Annotated in this window: 14 protein-coding genes and 3 pseudogenes; 7 read left to right on the forward strand and 10 right to left on the reverse strand. The window is 73.8% G+C overall.

Annotation, left to right across the window (positions count from 1 at the left end):
• Window positions 1-48 precede the first annotated feature (48 nt).
• Genes ACQP0T_RS07870 through ACQP0T_RS07880 form a run of 3 tightly spaced genes read left to right on the forward strand, consistent with a single transcriptional unit; the run spans window position 49 to window position 2,727 of the window.
• Window positions 49-963 carry an ABC transporter ATP-binding protein gene (locus tag ACQP0T_RS07870; protein WP_433871971.1) on the forward strand — a complete coding sequence of 305 codons (915 nt, stop codon included), beginning with the start codon at window positions 49-51 and terminating at the stop codon, window positions 961-963.
• On the forward strand, window positions 963-1,736 hold the full coding sequence (locus ACQP0T_RS07875) for an ABC transporter permease (RefSeq protein ID WP_433871972.1): 774 nt from the start codon (window positions 963-965) through the stop codon (window positions 1,734-1,736). The genes ACQP0T_RS07870 and ACQP0T_RS07875 overlap by 1 nt, the downstream gene beginning before the upstream one ends.
• A 46-nt stretch (window positions 1,737-1,782) precedes the next feature.
• Window positions 1,783-2,727, forward strand: coding sequence for an LLM class F420-dependent oxidoreductase (locus tag ACQP0T_RS07880; RefSeq protein WP_433871973.1), 945 nt, complete (start codon window positions 1,783-1,785; stop codon window positions 2,725-2,727).
• Window positions 2,728-2,753: 26 nt separating this feature from the next.
• Here ACQP0T_RS07880 and ACQP0T_RS07885 read toward each other — a convergent pair whose 3' ends face one another.
• From ACQP0T_RS07885 to lpdA, 7 genes and pseudogenes are all read right to left on the reverse strand, one after another.
• Entirely contained in the window at window positions 2,754-3,221 is a 468-nt protein-coding gene (locus ACQP0T_RS07885) for an ArsR/SmtB family transcription factor (protein ID WP_433871974.1), read from the reverse strand.
• A gap of 14 nt (window positions 3,222-3,235) precedes the next feature.
• Window positions 3,236-4,339: a serine hydrolase gene (locus tag ACQP0T_RS07890; RefSeq protein ID WP_433871975.1), complete on the reverse strand. Its 1,104-nt coding sequence runs from the start codon at window positions 4,337-4,339 to the stop codon at window positions 3,236-3,238.
• Window positions 4,340-4,404: 65 nt separating this feature from the next.
• A complete protein-coding gene (gene lipB, locus ACQP0T_RS07895; RefSeq protein WP_433871976.1) occupies window positions 4,405-5,151 on the reverse strand; it encodes a lipoyl(octanoyl) transferase LipB in 747 nt (248 codons plus the stop codon).
• 120 nt (window positions 5,152-5,271) lie between these two features.
• Window positions 5,272-6,303, reverse strand: a pseudogene (gene sucB / locus ACQP0T_RS07900) (2-oxoglutarate dehydrogenase, E2 component, dihydrolipoamide succinyltransferase); the annotation flags it as partial.
• The gene (locus tag ACQP0T_RS07905; protein ID WP_433873619.1) at window positions 6,201-6,635 is read right to left on the reverse strand and encodes a biotin/lipoyl-containing protein; all 435 of its coding nucleotides are present in this window, start codon (window positions 6,633-6,635) and stop codon (window positions 6,201-6,203) included. The gene ACQP0T_RS07905 and the pseudogene sucB, both read right to left, overlap by 103 nt.
• A gap of 221 nt (window positions 6,636-6,856) precedes the next feature.
• Window positions 6,857-7,024: pseudogene (locus ACQP0T_RS07910) on the reverse strand (biotin/lipoyl-containing protein); the annotation flags it as partial.
• A 52-nt stretch (window positions 7,025-7,076) separates the two neighbouring features.
• Window positions 7,077-8,447, reverse strand: a complete 1,371-nt coding sequence (gene lpdA, locus ACQP0T_RS07915) for a dihydrolipoyl dehydrogenase (RefSeq protein WP_433871977.1) — start codon at window positions 8,445-8,447, stop codon at window positions 7,077-7,079.
• A gap of 236 nt (window positions 8,448-8,683) precedes the next feature.
• Here lpdA and ACQP0T_RS07920 point away from each other — a divergent pair, with 236 nt between their 5' ends.
• On the forward strand, window positions 8,684-9,019 hold the full coding sequence (locus ACQP0T_RS07920; RefSeq protein WP_345365098.1) for an oxidoreductase: 336 nt from the start codon (window positions 8,684-8,686) through the stop codon (window positions 9,017-9,019).
• Window positions 9,020-9,055: 36 nt separating this feature from the next.
• Here the strand turns inward: ACQP0T_RS07920 and ACQP0T_RS07925 are convergent, their stop codons facing one another.
• Window positions 9,056-9,574, reverse strand: coding sequence for an OsmC family protein (locus ACQP0T_RS07925; RefSeq protein WP_433871978.1), 519 nt, complete (start codon window positions 9,572-9,574; stop codon window positions 9,056-9,058).
• 165 nt (window positions 9,575-9,739) lie between these two features.
• Window positions 9,740-11,226 (reverse strand): annotated as a pseudogene (locus ACQP0T_RS07930) (leucyl aminopeptidase).
• A 216-nt stretch (window positions 11,227-11,442) separates the two neighbouring features.
• Between ACQP0T_RS07930 and ACQP0T_RS07935 the strand changes: the two are divergent.
• Both ACQP0T_RS07935 and ACQP0T_RS07940 read left to right on the forward strand, forming a co-directional pair.
• Window positions 11,443-12,690 carry an amino acid permease gene (locus tag ACQP0T_RS07935; protein WP_433871979.1) on the forward strand — a complete coding sequence of 416 codons (1,248 nt, stop codon included), beginning with the start codon at window positions 11,443-11,445 and terminating at the stop codon, window positions 12,688-12,690.
• Between the two features lie 7 nt (window positions 12,691-12,697).
• Window positions 12,698-13,372 carry a DUF402 domain-containing protein gene (locus ACQP0T_RS07940; RefSeq protein WP_433871980.1) on the forward strand — a complete coding sequence of 225 codons (675 nt, stop codon included), beginning with the start codon at window positions 12,698-12,700 and terminating at the stop codon, window positions 13,370-13,372.
• Window positions 13,373-13,419: 47 nt separating this feature from the next.
• Here the strand turns inward: ACQP0T_RS07940 and ACQP0T_RS07945 are convergent, their stop codons facing one another.
• Window positions 13,420-13,722: a hypothetical protein gene (locus tag ACQP0T_RS07945; protein ID WP_433871981.1), complete on the reverse strand. Its 303-nt coding sequence runs from the start codon at window positions 13,720-13,722 to the stop codon at window positions 13,420-13,422.
• 308 nt (window positions 13,723-14,030) lie between these two features.
• Between ACQP0T_RS07945 and ACQP0T_RS07950 the strand changes: the two genes are divergently transcribed.
• Complete coding sequence (locus ACQP0T_RS07950) at window positions 14,031-15,134, forward strand: branched-chain amino acid aminotransferase (RefSeq protein WP_433871982.1); 1,104 nt, start codon at window positions 14,031-14,033, stop codon at window positions 15,132-15,134.
• Window positions 15,135-15,177 lie beyond the last annotated feature (43 nt).

The following is a 15,177-nucleotide window of genomic DNA, read 5'->3' on the forward strand; positions in this document are numbered from 1 at the left end:
CGCCGCCCGACCTAGCGTCGACGCCCGACCAGGACATCGGAGGACGACGTGGACGTGATCAAAGTGGCCGGACTGCACAAGCGCTACGGGGAGGTGATCGCCGTGCACGACGTCGGCTTCACCGTCGCGCGCGGGGAGGTGTTCGGCATCCTCGGGCGCAACGGGGCGGGCAAGACGACGGTGGTGGAATGCGTGTCCGGGCTGCGCGCCCCGGACCGGGGCCGGATCGACGTGCTCGGGCTCGACCCGCGCCGCGACCGGAAGCGGCTGCGGCAGGTGCTCGGCGTGCAGCTCCAGGAAGCGGTGCTGCCCGACGCGCTGCGCGTCGGGGAAGCCGTCGCGCTGTACCGCTCGTTCTACCGGGACGGCGCCGACCCGGACCGGCTGCTGGCCGACCTCGGGCTGACCGAGCAGAAGCGCACCCCGTTCGGCGCGTTGTCCGGTGGGCAGGCGCAGCGGGTGTCCATCGCGCTGGCCCTGGTCGGCAACCCGCGGGTGGCGGTGCTCGACGAGTTGTCCACCGGCCTCGATCCCCGCGCCCGGCGGGAGATCTGGGCGCTGGTCGAGCGGATCCGCGATTCCGGCGTCACCGTCGTGCTGGTCACCCACGTCATGGCGGAGGCCGAGCGGCTCTGCGACCGGATCGCGGTCCTCGACGCGGGACGCGTGCTGGCGCTGGACACCCCGACCGGTCTGGTCGAGCGCGCCGGGTTGGGGCAGCGGGTGCGGTTGCGCCCCCTCGCGCCGTTCGAGCACGCGCTGCTGGCCGACCTGCCCGGGGTCACCGGGGTGGTCGCGGACGGTGCCGAGGTGGTGGTGACCGGCACCGGGGACCTGTTGGCGGAGGTCAGCTCGGCGCTGGCCCGGTACGGCATCGCGGCCACCGGGACCAGGTTGGAGCGGCCCGGGCTGGAGGACGCGTTCCTCGAGCTGACCGGGCGCGGCGCGGCGGAGGTGGCGTGATGGCGGAGCCGGTCGAGGCGGTCCGGCCGGGACCGCGCGCGTGGGGGCTGCTCATCGCCACCGAGGCCAAGCTGGTGCTGCGGGACACCGCCGGGATCGTGGTCCCGCTCGGGTTGCCGGTGCTGCTCATGGTGATGAACGGGCTCGGCAGCGACGGCGCGGGCATCCCCGAACTCGGCGGGCTGCCCGCCTTCGACGCCGTGGTGGTGCCGATGACGATGGCGATGGTGCTGGCCATGACGGGCGTGGTGAACATGCCGTCGTTCCTGGCGACCTACCGCCGCACCGGGGTGCTGCGGCGGCTGTCGGTCACCCCGGCGCACCCCTGGATGGTGCTGGCGGCGCAGGTCGTGGTCGGGGTGGCGCAGTCGCTGATCGGCATCGGGCTGGCGCTGGTCGTGGCCCGGCTCGGGTTCGGCCTCGCGGCGCCGCGTTCCCCGCTCGGTGCGGTGGCGGCCTTCGCGCTGGTGGTCGTGGCGATGTACGCGCTGGGGATGCTGGTGGCCGCGGTGTCGCCGACGCCGAACTCCGCGGTGGCCATCGGGCTCGTCGCCTTCTTCGCGATCTTCGCCACCGGCGGCGGCTTCGGCGGGCGGCAGCACCTCCCGGAGTGGCTGGCGGCGGTGGGCGCGCACCTGCCCTTCGGCGCCGGGATGGACGTGCTCACCGCGTGCTGGACCGGGGTGGTGCCCGACGCGGGTCAACTGATCGCCCTGGCGGTGTCGGCGGCGCTCAGCGGGATCGCCGCCGCGGCGCTGTTCCGCTGGACCTGAGGCGCGCGGCGCCGGCGGGGTCGGCCGACCCGCTAGCCTCGCGGACGTGGACGAGACGTTCAAGCTCAGGATCTTCACCGAACCCCAGCAGGGGGCCACCTACGACGACCTGCTCCGGGTCGCCCGGACCGCCGAGTCGGCCGGGTACGACGCGTTCTTCCGGTCCGACCACTACCTCAAGATGGGTTCGACGACCGGGCAACCCGGTCCGACCGACGCCTGGGTGACGCTGGCCGGGCTGGCCCGGGAGACCTCCCGGATCCGGCTCGGCACGCTGATGACGGCGGGCACCTTCCGGCTGCCCGGCCCGCTGGCGATCTCGGTGGCGCAGGTGGACCAGATGTCCGGCGGACGGGTCGAGCTCGGCCTCGGCAGCGGCTGGTACGAGGAGGAGCACACCGCCTACGGCATCCCGTTCCCGCCGCTGGGGGAGCGGTTCGACCGCTACGCCGAGCAGCTGGAGATCATCACCGGCCTGTGGCGCACCGAGACGGGGCAGACCTACAGCCACGACGGCACCTACTACCAGGTCGCCGACTCGCCCGGACTGCCCAAGCCGGTGCAGCGCCCCGCGCCGCCGGTGCTGATCGGCGGGGGCGGGCCGAAGCGCACGCCGCGGCTGGCCGCCCGCTACGCCGACGAGTTCAACGTGCCGTTCGTGCGGTCCGACGTCGCCGCCGCCCAGTTCGAGCGGGTCGACCAGGCCTGCACCGCGATCGGCCGCGACCCGGCCGGGATGGTCCGCTCCGCGGCGCTCGTGCTGTGCGCGGGCACCTCCGAGGCGCAGGTCGCGCAACGCGCGCTGGCCATCGGCCGGGAGGTCGACGAGCTGCGGGAGAACGGGCTGTGCGGTTCGCCCGCCGAGATCGTCGACGTGATCGGCCGGTGGCGCGAGCGGACCGGGATCACCCGCCTCTACCTCCAGGTCCTCGACCTGGCCGATCTCGACCACCTCGAGCTGGTCGCGGCGGAGGTCGCCCCGCAGCTGTGACCGCGCTCGCCGCGGTCTCCGCTCAGTCAGCCGCGCAGCTGGCCGGACACGTCGGAGGCCGCGGTGAGCAGCACCAGCGCCGGGACCACCGCCTGCGGGCGCAGCCGGTAGGAGCCGCGCTTGTCCTGGTCGACCAGGCCGCAGCCGGTGAGGGCCTTGAGGTGGTGGTAGAGCTGCCCGGTGGAGCCCAGCCCGGCTTCGGCCTGCAGCGCCTGGGTGGTCTGCGGACCGGACGTCGCCAGCAGCGCGACGATCGAGGCCCGCGCCGGGTGGCCCAGCGCGGACAGCACCTCGGTGCGCGGGGCGTGGTCGAGCGCGAGCACCCGCGCCGGGTCGACGTCGATCCGCCACTCCAGCTCGACCGGCTCGGCGATGCTGCCCTCGTAGGACACCCGCCCGCCGCTGGGCTCGACGGCCGCCGAGCGCGCGGCGCCCTCCAGCGCGGCGACCCGCCGTTCCAGGGCCTCGATGCGCTCGTGCCACTCCTGCTCCATCCGGCCAGCTTGCCTCAACCGCGCAGCGCCGCCGCCAGCCGGTCGCGGTAGGCGGGGTCCTGGAGGGCGAGGTGCACCGCGCCGCCGGGGTCGGCGGTGGTGAGCTGCTCCGGGGTGATGTCGCCGTGCGCGAGCAGCGCCCCGCTGCCGGTGCTGCCGTCGGCGCGGCGGACGGTGAGCCCGGCGGTGAGCACTCCCGGCAGGCTGCCGCCCTTGTAGCCGATGCCGTCGACCCCGGGAGGCAGCGCGCCCGCCCGCGGGCGCTCCAGGTGGGTGCGGGCGAGCGCGGCACCTGGGATCGCGCCGGTGGCGGTGGCGCGGTGCAGCGCGGCCAGCGGCCGTGCCGGGGCGGCCATCGTGCGGTCGCCCCACGCGCGCTGCTCGTCCCAGCTCGGCAGGGGAGTGGTCAGCAGCCGGTCCAGCACCCGCCGCCGCAGCGCCGGGTCGTCGCGGTACCGGCGTTCCAGGGCGAACCCGCGGGCCCGGCGGGCGGGCAGCGGGAGGTGCGCCGGGGGTGCGTGCTCGGGCAGCAGGAACAGGTACTCGGCGCACATCGACCGCAGGTCCGGATCGGGCCAGCCGCCCGTCGCCGCGGCCCGGCGCAGCGCGCGGACGCCGAGCCGGTCGCGCAGCAGGTCGGGGATCGCGCTGTCGCTGAACCGGATCATCGTCGCGACCGCGTCGTCGAGTGCGACCCGGTGGTCGGGGTCGGCGGCGTGCAGGCCGGTGTCGTCGGTGGGGATGCCCAGGTGCCGCAGCGCGGCCGGGTGCGCCCCGCCGTCGAGCGGCACGTAGTAGCGCTCCCAGTCGCCGAGGCGGATCTGCTCGCGCGGGTCCAGTTCGCCGCGTTCGACCGCCACCGCGTACCCGAGGAGGTGGACCACCTTGATCGCCGAGGCCAGCGGTTGCGCGGCGTGCGGGCGGTGGACCAGCCGGTTCCCGCGGCCGTCGTCGAGGAACAGCCCCACCCCACCGCGGTGGGCGCGGAACCACGCCACCCAGCCGTCCGGGGCGCCCAGGTCGGGCGGGCTCGGCCGGGCGGCGGCGCTCGGGGCGAGCAGCAGCAGCGGGGCGGTGGCGCCCGCGGTGGCCAGCAGGTGGCGTCGGGAGAACGGCATGGCTCCACTCCTCTGGTAGTCCGTAATTCCGGAATACTAGAGGAGTGGAGCGCGGTGCGCCAGCGTCAGCGCAACGACGGGTCCAGCGCCAGCGTCACCCCGGCCGCGGCGGCCTCCTGCCGGGGGATGTCCCGCTCGGTGACCGGCAGCGCGCCGTCCAGCGCGTCCAGCACGGCCCGGGTGACCAGCGGCACGACCTCCGCGACCGGCACCCGCCTGCCCACCTCGGTCGACAGCGAGGTGGTGCCCACGTCGCGGATGCCGCAGGGGATGATCCGGTCGAACGCCGCCAGGTCGGCATCGCAGTTGAGCTCCAGGCCGTGCATGGTGACCCCGCGCTGCACGCGGATGCCCAACGCGGCGATCTTGCGCTCCGGGCGGCCGTCGGCGGCGGGCAGCCAGACGCCGCTGCGGCCCTCGACGCGCCCGGCCGTCAGGCCGTACTGGTCGCACACGTGGATCAGCGCCTGCTCCAGGCGGCGCACGTAGTCGACGACGTCCACCGGGTCGGACAGCCGCAGGATCGGGTAGCCGACGAGCTGCCCCGGCCCGTGCCAGGTGATCTTGCCGCCGCGGTCCACGTCGATGACCGGTGTCCCGTCCGTCGGGCGGTCCTCCGGCGCGGTCCGCTTGCCCGCGGTGTAGACGGACGGATGCTCCAGCAGCAGCAGGGTGTCCTCACCCGCGTCGTTCGCGCGGTCGTCCGCCAGCTCGCGCTGCAGCTCCCACGCGGACAGGTAGTCGATGGTCCCCAGCTCGCGCACCGCGACGGGCTCGGCGGTGGCGCGGCATGATTCTTCGGCACGGCTCACGCGGCTCAGGCTACGCCCGGCGGGACCGCCCGCGTGCCGTCCCCGCCGTACCGGCGAGTAGCCGCCCGGGCGCACGAGCGCCCCGCGGCCGGGGAGCCGCGGGGCGCTCGGGAACGGGGCTCAGAGACCGAGGTCGGCCTCGAACGCGCCTTCCTCCAGCCGCTGCTTGAGGGTGGCCAGGAAGCGGGCGGCGTCGGCGCCGTCGACCAGCCGGTGGTCGTAGGACAGCGCCAGGTACGCCATCGAGCGGATCGCGATGGTGTCGCCGCCGTTCTCGTCGGAGACCACCACGGGCCGCTTCACCACGGCACCGGTGCCCAGCATCCCCACCTGCGGGGGGTTCAGGATCGGCGTGTCGAACAGCGCGCCCCGGCTGCCGGTGTTGGTGATGGTGAACGTGCCGCCGGAGAGCTCGTCCGGCTTGATCTTGTTGTTGCGGGTGCGCTCCGCCAGATCGGAGATCTTGCGCGCCAGGCCGCCGAGGTTGAGGTCGCCCGCGTCGTGGATCACCGGCGAGACCAGGCCCCGATCGGTGTCCACCGCCACCGACAGGTGCTCGGAGCCGTGGTAGGTGATCTCCTTGTTCTCCTCGTCGACCGAGGCGTTGAGCTTCGGGTGCAGCTTCAGCGCCTCCGCCGCCGCCTTGGCGAAGAACGGCAGGAACGACAGCTTGACGCCCTCGGAGGCCTCGAAGCCGCTCTTGGCGCGCTCGCGCAGCCGGGCGATCCGGGTCACGTCGACCTCGATCACCGTGGTGAGCTGCGCGGCGGTCTGCAGCGACTCGACCATCCGGCGGGCCAGGAGCTGCCGCAGCCGCGACATCTTCTGCGTGGTGCCGCGCAGCGCCTTGGCCTCCTCCGACGGCTCGGCGGCCGCGGCGGTGGACGGCGCCTGCGGAGCCGACGGCTTCGCGGGCTCGGCCGCCGGGGCGGACTTGGCGTCGATGGCGGCCTGCACGTCCTGCTTGCGGATCCGGCCGCCGACCCCGCTGCCCTGGAGGCCGGCCAGGTCGATGCCGTGCTCGTTGGCCAGCTTGCGCACCAGCGGCGTCACGTACGGCGTGGCACCGGACTTGGTCTCCTCGGCCACCTGCTCGGGCTGCGGCTGCGGCGCGGCCGGGGCGGGCGGTGCCGCCGGAGCCGGGGCGGGCGCGGCCGGCTGCGGGGCCTGCTGCGGGGAAGCCTCCTGCTGCGGCGGCGCGGGCTGCTCCTGCTGGGGGCCTGCTGGGCGGGTGCCGCGGCGCCCTGCTCGCCGATCACGGCCAGCTTGGCGCCGACCTCGACGGTGTCGTCCTCCTCCGCGGCGATCTCCAGCAGGGTGCCGGCCACCGGCGAGGGGATCTCGGTGTCGACCTTGTCGGTGGAGACCTCGAGCAGCGGCTCGTCGACCTCGACGGTGTCGCCGACCTGCTTGAGCCACCGGGTGACGGTGCCCTCGGAAACGCTCTCGCCGAGCGCGGGCATCTGCACGTCGCTGCCCTGCATCTGACCGGACTGGGCCTGACCGGACTGGGCCTGACCCGCCTGGGCCTGACCGGCGGGCTGCTCCTGCGGGGCCTCCTGCTGGGGGCCGCCTGCTGGGCGGGCTGCTCCTGCTGGGCCGACTCCTGCTGCTGGGGCTGCGCGTCGCCCTCCGCGGTGTCACCGAGCACGGCGAGCTCGGCGCCGATCTCGACGGTGTCGTCCTCCTCGGCGACGATCCGCTGGAGGACACCGGCCGCCGGGGACGGGATCTCGGTGTCGACCTTGTCGGTGGAGACCTCGAGCAGCGGTTCGTCGACCTCGACGGTGTCGCCGACCTGCTTGAGCCACCGGGTGATCGTTCCCTCGGAAACGCTCTCGCCTAGTGCCGGCATCTGAACGGAGAAGGCCATCTGTTGCTGACTCCTCGTGGTGTGGCGGGGTGCTTGGCTGCGTGCGCCGACGTCAGCCGTGCACGTGCAGCGGCTTGCCGGCCAGGGCGAGGTGGGCCTCGCCCAGGGCTTCGGTCTGGGTCGGGTGGGCGTGCACCAGCGGCGCCACGTCCTCGGGCAGAGCCTCCCAGTTGTAGATGAGCTGCGCCTCGCCGATGAGCTCGCCGACCCGGTCGCCGATGAGGTGCAGGCCGACCACCGGTCCCTCGGTGGCGCGGACCAGCTTGACCGCGCCGGAAGTCTTGAGGATCTGGCTCTTGCCGTTGCCCGCGAGGTCGTAGGTGAAGGTCTCGACCGAGCCGTAGCGCTCCTTGGCGGCGGCCTCGGTCAGGCCCACCGAGGCGACCTCGGGGTGGGAGTAGGTGACCCGGGGGATCCCGGCTTCGTCGATCGCCGGCGGGTTCAGCCCGGCGATGTCCTCGGCGATGAAGACCCCCTGCTGGAAGCCGCGGTGCGCGAGCTGCAGCCCCGGCACGATGTCGCCGACGGCGTAGACGCCGGGCAGGCTGGTGCGCAACCGCTCGTCGGTGCGCACGAAGCCGCGCTCCAGGGTGACGCCGGCCTCCTCGAAGCCGTGGCCCGCGGTGTTGGGCCCTCGGCCGACGGCGACCAGCAGCACGTCGGCGTCGTAGGTCTCGCCGTTCTCCAGGCTGACGGTGACCCCGGAGTCGGTCTGCTCCGCGCCGGTGAACTTGACGCCGGTCTTGAACGTGATGCCGCGCTTGCGGAAGGAGCGCTCCAGGCGCTTGGAGGCGAACTCGTCCTCGTTGGGGACCAGGTGCGGCAGCGCCTCGACGATGGTCACCTCGGCGCCGAACGAGCGCCACACGCTGGCGAACTCCACACCGATCACGCCGCCGCCGAGCACCACGACCTTCTCCGGGACGAAGTCCAGGTTCAGGGCCTGCTCGCTGGCGATGACCCGGCCGCCGAGCTCCAGCCCGGGCAGCGACTTGGAGTAGGAACCGGTGGCCAGCACGACGTTCTTGCCGGTGTAGCGAGTGCCCGCGACCTCGACGGTGTTGGCGTCCACGAGCGTCCCGGCGCCCTCGACGACGGTGACCTGGTGCGCCTTGGCGAGTCCCTGGAGGCCCTTGTGCAGGCCGTTGACCACGCCGTCCTTGTACTTGTTGACCTCGTCGATCGCGATGCCCTCGAGGGAGGCCTTCACCCCGAACTGGGCGGAGTCGCGCGCGGAGTCGGCGACCTCCGCGGCGTGCAGCAGCGCCTTGGTGGGGATGCAGCCTCGGTGCAGGCAGGTACCACCGAGCTTGTCCTTTTCAATGAGGACGACGGAAAGGCCGAGCTCGGCCGCGCGGAAAGCGCAGGCGTAGCCGCCCGAACCGCCGCCGAGAATGACCAGATCGGCGGACGTGTCGGTCACTTCGCACTCCTCGACAGGCATCGTTGACTCGCTGTTGGCGCCGCGGACCGAGTGGTCAAGGGCACCAGCAGCCATCTTGTCACCACACGATGTGCGGACGCGACGTGGGCCGTCCGATCCGCGGCTGTGACGTCGGAGATCACAGCGGCGGGCGGCGTTCTGATCGATTCAGCCTCGACCGGGTTCGAATGCTGGCATCATCGGAAGGGAACCCCTGGTGAACGGAGGCGATGGCGGTGGGCCTGTTCGATCGGCTGCGCGGACGCAAGCGGGCCGGTGTCCGGCGCGAGGCGTCCTCGGAGGACGCCGATCATCTCGTCGCCTGGGCCGGGCAGCGCCGCGGGGTAGAGGGCTTCGTCGAGCCCCGCACCGCGGTCACCGAGACCACGCTGATGCTCATCGCCCACGACGGCGAGTGGACGCGGCGCCGGGTCGACGGCCCCGAGGCGGCGTTCAAGCTGACCCGGCGGCTGGGGCTGCCCTGCTACGAGGTCGCCAAGGTCGGCTACCCGCAGCGGATGCGCGACTACCAGGCGCGGCAGCGCATCCTCCGCGAGCGCGGCGACGCCTGAGCCCCCGGGTCCCGGGTCAGTTCACGATCCGGGCGGTCAGTTCGCGATCCGGGTGGTCGGTTCGCGGCGCACCGGGAAGGTCACCGACCTCGCGATGTAGCAGAGCTCGTGGGCCCGCTGGTGCAGCGCCTCGGCGGTGTCCAGGCTGACCCGGTCGGACACCGTGACCTGCGGCGCCAGCACGACCTCCTCGAACTGCCCGGTGCCGTCCACCGGGCTCTCGGCGAGCACCCCGCGGGCCTGGTCGTGGTATCCGATGACCACCACGCCGGTCTCCGCAGCGAGGTGCAGGTACCACAGCATGTGGCACTGGGACAGCGCCGCGACCAGCAGTTCTTCCGGGTTGTAGCGGTTGGCGTCGCCGAGGAAGGCGGGGTCGGCGGAGGCCTCGATGGCTTCCCTGCCGGGGACCCGGACCTCGTGGGTGCGCTCGTAGCCGCGGTAGCTGCTGGTGCCCTGGCCGGTGTTGCCGGTCCAGACCACGTCGACCTGGTACCCGTGCCGGTCGGGGGTGGGAGCGGGGGCGGGGGCGGGAGCTGGTCTCAGTTCCGTCATCGCCCCATCCTGGCATTCCGGGCCCGCGATCCGGTGAGGCTTGTGAGCGGTTCGTCACCCGCCGTCGTCGCAGCGGAGCGCAGCGTCACCCGTTTCAGTTCATGAGTGAGGGGCACCTTCATCCGGCCATGTCGGATGAAGGCACCCCGCACCCGGTTCGCGGGGTCAGCCCCGGTCGGCGATGTCGGCGAGCACCGCGGCGAGGGTGCGGACCGGCACGCCGGTGCCGCCCTTGGGCGTGTAGCCCCACGGCGACCCGCTGTTGTAGGCCGGACCGGCGATGTCGATGTGCGCCCAGGCGACCTCGTCGGCGACGAACTCCTGGAGGAACAGCCCGGCCGCGAGCATCCCGCCCCAGCGCTGCCCGGTCACGTTGGCCAGGTCCGCGAGCTTGGAGTCGAGCTCGCCGCGCAGCTCCTCCGGCAGCGGCATCGGCCAGCCGCCTTCGCCGACCGCCTGGGAGGTCTGCGCGACGCGGTCCCGGAACTCCTCGCTGCCCATCACGCCGGGCGTGCGCTTGCCCAGCGCGACGACCTGCGCGCCGGTGAGCGTGGAGGTCTCGACCAGGTAGTCCGGGCCGTCCTCGCAGGCCCGCACCATCGCGTCGGCGAGGATCAGCCGGCCCTCGGCGTCGGTGTTGAGCACCTCGACGGTGGTGCCGCCGTACATGGTCAGCACGTCACCGGGCCGGTAGGAGGTGCCGGAGGGCATGTTCTCGGCCATCGGCACCGTGGCGATGATCTCCAGCGGGTAGTTCAGCTTGGCGGCCAGCACCATCGTGGCGACCACCGCGGCGGCCCCGGACATGTCCGAGGTCATCTCGTCCATGCCCGCGGCGGGCTTGAGCGAGATGCCGCCGGTGTCGAAGGTGATGCCCTTGCCGACCAGCGCGACCTTCGCGGCGGACTTGCCGCCCCGGTGCCGCAGCCGGACCAGCCGGGGCGGTCGGGAGGAGCCGGAACCGACGCCGAGGATGCCGCCGAAGCCCTGCTTGCGCAGCGCGTTCTCGTCGAGCACCTCGACCTCCAGGCCGGCGGCGCGGCCCAGCTCGGTGGCGCGCTCGGCGAACGCCGCGGGGAACAGGTCGTTCGGCGGGGTGTTGATCAGGTCCCGCGCGGTGTTGACGGCCTCGCCGATCGCGGTGGCGCCCTTGAGCGCCTGGCGGGCGGTGTCGGCACCGTCGTCGGGGACGACGAACTCGACCTTGCCCACCGGGTCGTCCCGGCCGCGGACTTGTAGCCGGTGAACTTGTAGGCGCCCATCACGGTGCCCTGCACGGCGGCCGAGAGCTCGGTGGCCGACAAGGTCGTCGCGGCGTGCCCCACCCCGGCCAGCGAGCGCGCGACGGCACCGGAGGCGCGGCGGATCGCCTCGGCGGGGACCGCGCCGCTGTCGCCGCGCTGGCCGAGCCCAACCGCCACCAGCAGGTCCGCGCGGAGCTTGCCGCCGGGGAGCTTGACCACCTCGCCGGACTTCCCGGTGGCGCCCAGCGAGCCGAGCACCGCGAGCAGGTCGCCGTCGTAGGCGTCGGCGACGTCCTCGGCGCCGGGGCCGAGCTCCAGGCCGGGTTCGCCTTGCACGACGCCGATGACGAGGGCGTCCACGGCGAGCTTGTGCGGTGCGCTGTCGGTGAGGGCGAGTTTCGGTGTCACGTTTCCTCCGGGCGTGCGGCTGCGCTGCGCAACAGCAGCGGGTCCTCCGCGCACTCTAAGCCCCCCGCCGGTGCGGTGATCGGGCAGCGGGTACCGGGCGCGTCCGGACCGGGCGGTTCCGCGCCCCGGCTAGGCTGGTTCGCGGCACCGGCTCCACTGCGAGGATCAACCGACAGGGGGCTGAACGAGCGGACTTCCTTCTGGAAGGGTGGTCGCGTGGCTCTCCGGCTCGGCACGTCCCGACGGCTCGCCTCCAGCGCGGCGGCGCTCCCGCTCGCCCTCGGCGGCATGATCGGGGGCGGCGCGGTCCTGGGGATGGCGCCCGCCGCGGCCGCCGCGGGACCGTGGTCGCTGGTCGGCGTCGTGGTCGCCGCGGTGACGGCGGGCTGCGCGGCGACCGCCACGTCGTACCAGGCGCAGCACTACCCGGGCGGGGCCGCCGTGTACGCCGCGTCCCGCTCCCGGCTGGGCGTGCTCCCCGCGCGGATCACCTCCAGCGCGCACCTCGCCGGTCACGTCGCCGCGCTCGCGGCCGTGGCGGGTGCGCTCGGCGAGCTGCTGCTGCCCGCCGCGGCCGGTCCCACCGGGGCGGTGGCCGTGCTGCTGGTCGTGCTCGCCGCCACCGCCGGGCTGCGCATCCGGGGCGGCGCCGCGTGGGCGTGGCTGCTGCTCATGTTCGGGGTGCTCGCGATCGTGGTGGTGCTGTGCTGGGCCATCCCGCCCGCCCCCGCGATGGCCGGTGATCGGTCCGGCGCGGACGAGGCGGTGGGGATCCCGGGCGCGGCCGGGCTGCTGTTCTTCGCCTTCCTCGGCTTCGAGCGGCTGAGCGCCCCGGAGCCCGACGACGACCGCTTCACGCCCCGCGCGTCCGGTCGCGCGGTGCTGCTGGCCCTGGTGGTCGCCGCGGTGGTGCTGCTCGCGCTCGGCTGGTCGGCGCTGCACCAGCTCGGGGCCGCGCGGCTGGCGCTGTCCGCGGTGCCGCTGCGCGACCTGCTGGGCGCCGCCGCGGCGGCCGAACTGGCCCCGCTGCTGTGCACCGCCGCCGCCGTCGCCCTGCTGCCGGTGCTACTCGCCGTGCTCGAATCGGCGCGACCGACCACCACGGCCGCGGTCGAGGACGGCGACCTGCCCGGTGCGCTGCGGCGGTTCGGTGCCCACGGGACGCCGTACGTGCAGGACCTGCTGGTCGGCGGGGCCGCCGCGGTGCTGGTCCTGCTGGTCGACCCGGTGGTGGCGATGGCCGTCGCGTCCTGCTGCCTGCTGGCGCACCACGCCTTCGGCAGCGCGGCGGCGCGGGTGCTGCTGGCCGACGAGCGGCGCTGGCCGACCCGGGCGGCCTGCGCGGGGATGGGGCTCTCGGTGGTTCTGCTGATGAGCATGCCGATCGCCGCGATGCTTGCGACGCTGGCGGTTGTCATCGTCGGTCCGGTCGTGATGGGAGCGGTCTCCCGTCGCTGGAGCTGAGGCGGTCATGCTGAGAACGACAGCCGGGGCGGCGTCCCCGAACCCGATCGAGCAGCGCCCCGTGTGGGGGCCGGGCGAGCGGGTCCTCTACCGCTTCCAGCGGCTGGACTCCTCGCTGGGCGCGGTGCACCCGGCGCGGGTGGTCGACGACGACGGGGACCGGTTGCTGTGCTGGGTGCTGCCCGGCACCGAGATCCGGGTCACCACCGCGCCGGACGGCCGGTCACCGCGGGAGCTCCCGCTCGCCGAGCGGTTCACCACCCCGCGGGTGGCGGCCAGGTCGTCCTGGCGGGGCGGACCGAACCTGCGGCTGGTGCAGGAGCGGCGCTGGTCCTCGGTGTGGTGGTTCTTCGAGCCCGACGGCCGCTTCCGCAACTGGTACATCAACCTGGAGGTGCCGCTGGGGCGCGATGCCGCCGGGGTGATCCGGGTCGACGGCGTGCTGGACCTGGAGGTGTTTCCGGACGGCCGGTGGAGCTGGAAGGACGAGCACGAGGTGGGACCGGCGGTGGCCGCCGGGCGCTTCGGCGCGGACCACCTGCGTCGGCTGCGCACCGAGGGCGAGCGGATGATCGAGGCCGCCGAGGCCGGCCGGTTCCCGTTCGACGGCACCTACTGCGACGCCCGGCCGAACCCGTCCTGGACGGCTCCCGCCCTGCCGCCCTCCCTGCTGCTCGGCTGAGCCCCGGACCGCCGTGCTCGACGCGGCGGCTCAGGAGCCCGGCGGGCTCAGGGGACGAGGGCGATCAGGAAGAAGAGCCCGATCACCGCGACCAGCGCGCCGAAGCCGCCCACCGAACCGCCGCGCAGGTCGGCCGGGAAGAAGGCGCCGTGCTTGTTGCGCCACCAGTACGCCCAGCCCGCCACGGCGCCCAGCCCGACGATCAGCCCGAAGATGTCCAGCCACAGGTAGCCGAGGGTGACGGTGAACCCGGCGCCGAGCGGCATCAGCGCGGCCATCGTCGCGGCGAGCACGTCCTGCGACGTGGTGGTGGGCCCGGCTGGGACGGGCGCGTTCTGCGCGTTGGTCATGACGTCATCATAGGAGGCTCCGGCAATGGGGCGCGGTCGCCGAGCGGGGATCGGCGCAAGGCGTTGCCATCGGTCGCAGCGGAGCCGCGGCGACCGACGGCAACGCCGTCGAACGCCACGCCGGTCCCGCGCAGGCAGCGAGTCCGCTCGCCGCAGCCGTTCAGCGCGGCCGGGGCCGGTGCCGGGATGCTCGGCGCGATCGCCCCCGGCTCTCCGGATCCGGCCGGTAGGTGGACGGGCGACATTGGGAAGTCCGAGTTTCGCCGAGTCGGTTTCCACTGCTCGTGGGCGCGCGATACGGTGTTGCCATGCCTGAATCGCTGTCGTTCTCCCGTTCCCCCAACCCGCAGCCGGCCAGTGCCGAGCGACGGGCCGAAGTATTGGCGAGTCCGGGATTCGGGCGGTTCTTCACCGATCACATGGTGACGATCCGGTGGGAGAGCGGGCAGGGCTGGCACGACGCCCGGCTGGAGCCCTACCGCGGCATCGAGCTCGACCCGGCGACCTCGGTCCTGCACTACGCGCAGGCCATTTTCGAGGGCCTCAAGGCCTACCGGCAGCCCGACGGTTCGATCGCGGCGTTCCGGCCGGACGCCAACGCGCAGCGCTTCCAGCGCTCGGCGGAGCGGATCGCGATGCCCGAGCTGCCGGAGGAGCTGTTCCTGGAGTCGCTGCGCCAGCTCGTCGCCGAGGACGCCGACTGGGTCCCCGGTGAGGGCGAGAGCTCGCTGTACCTGCGGCCGTTCATGATCGCCACCGAGGTCGGGCTCGGCGTGAACCACCCGTCGAGCAAGTACCTGTACGCGCTGATCGCCTCCCCGGCGGGCTCGTACTTCACCGGCGGCGTCACGCCGGTGACGGTGTGGCTGAGCCACGAGTACGTCCGCGCGGTGCCGGGCGGCACCGGGGCCGCGAAGTTCGCGGGCAACTACGCCTCCTCGTTCGCCGCCCAGGCGCAGGCCGTGGAGAAGGGCTGCGACCAGGTGGTCTGGCTCGACGCCGTGGAACGCCGCGTCGTCGAGGAGATGGGCGGCATGAACCTGTACTTCGTGTTCGGTTCCGGTGCCGACGCCACGCTGGTCACCCCGGAGCTCAGCGGCAGCCTGCTGCCCGGCGTCACCCGCTCGTCGCTGCTGGAGCTGGGTCGCGACCTCGGCATGAAGGTCGAGGAGCGCCGGATCACCGTCGACGAGTGGGAGCAGCGGGCCGCCTCCGGCGAGCTCACCGAGGTCTTCGCCTGCGGGACCGCCGCGGTGATCACCCCGGTCGGCCACGTCAAGCACCGCGACGGCGAGTTCACCGTCGCCGACGGCCAGGCGGGCCCGGTGACGATGACGCTGCGCGAGAAGCTCACCGGCATCCAGAAGGGCACCGTCGCCGACGAGCACGGCTGGATGGTCCCCCTGGCCTGAGCACCAGCCGAGGACTCACCCGTCGAGGAATGAGTGCGGGGCA

Origin of the sequence: Saccharopolyspora sp. CA-218241 (assembly GCF_050954615.1) — a bacterium.
Lineage (GTDB): Bacteria > Actinomycetota > Actinomycetes > Mycobacteriales > Pseudonocardiaceae > Saccharopolyspora > Saccharopolyspora cebuensis.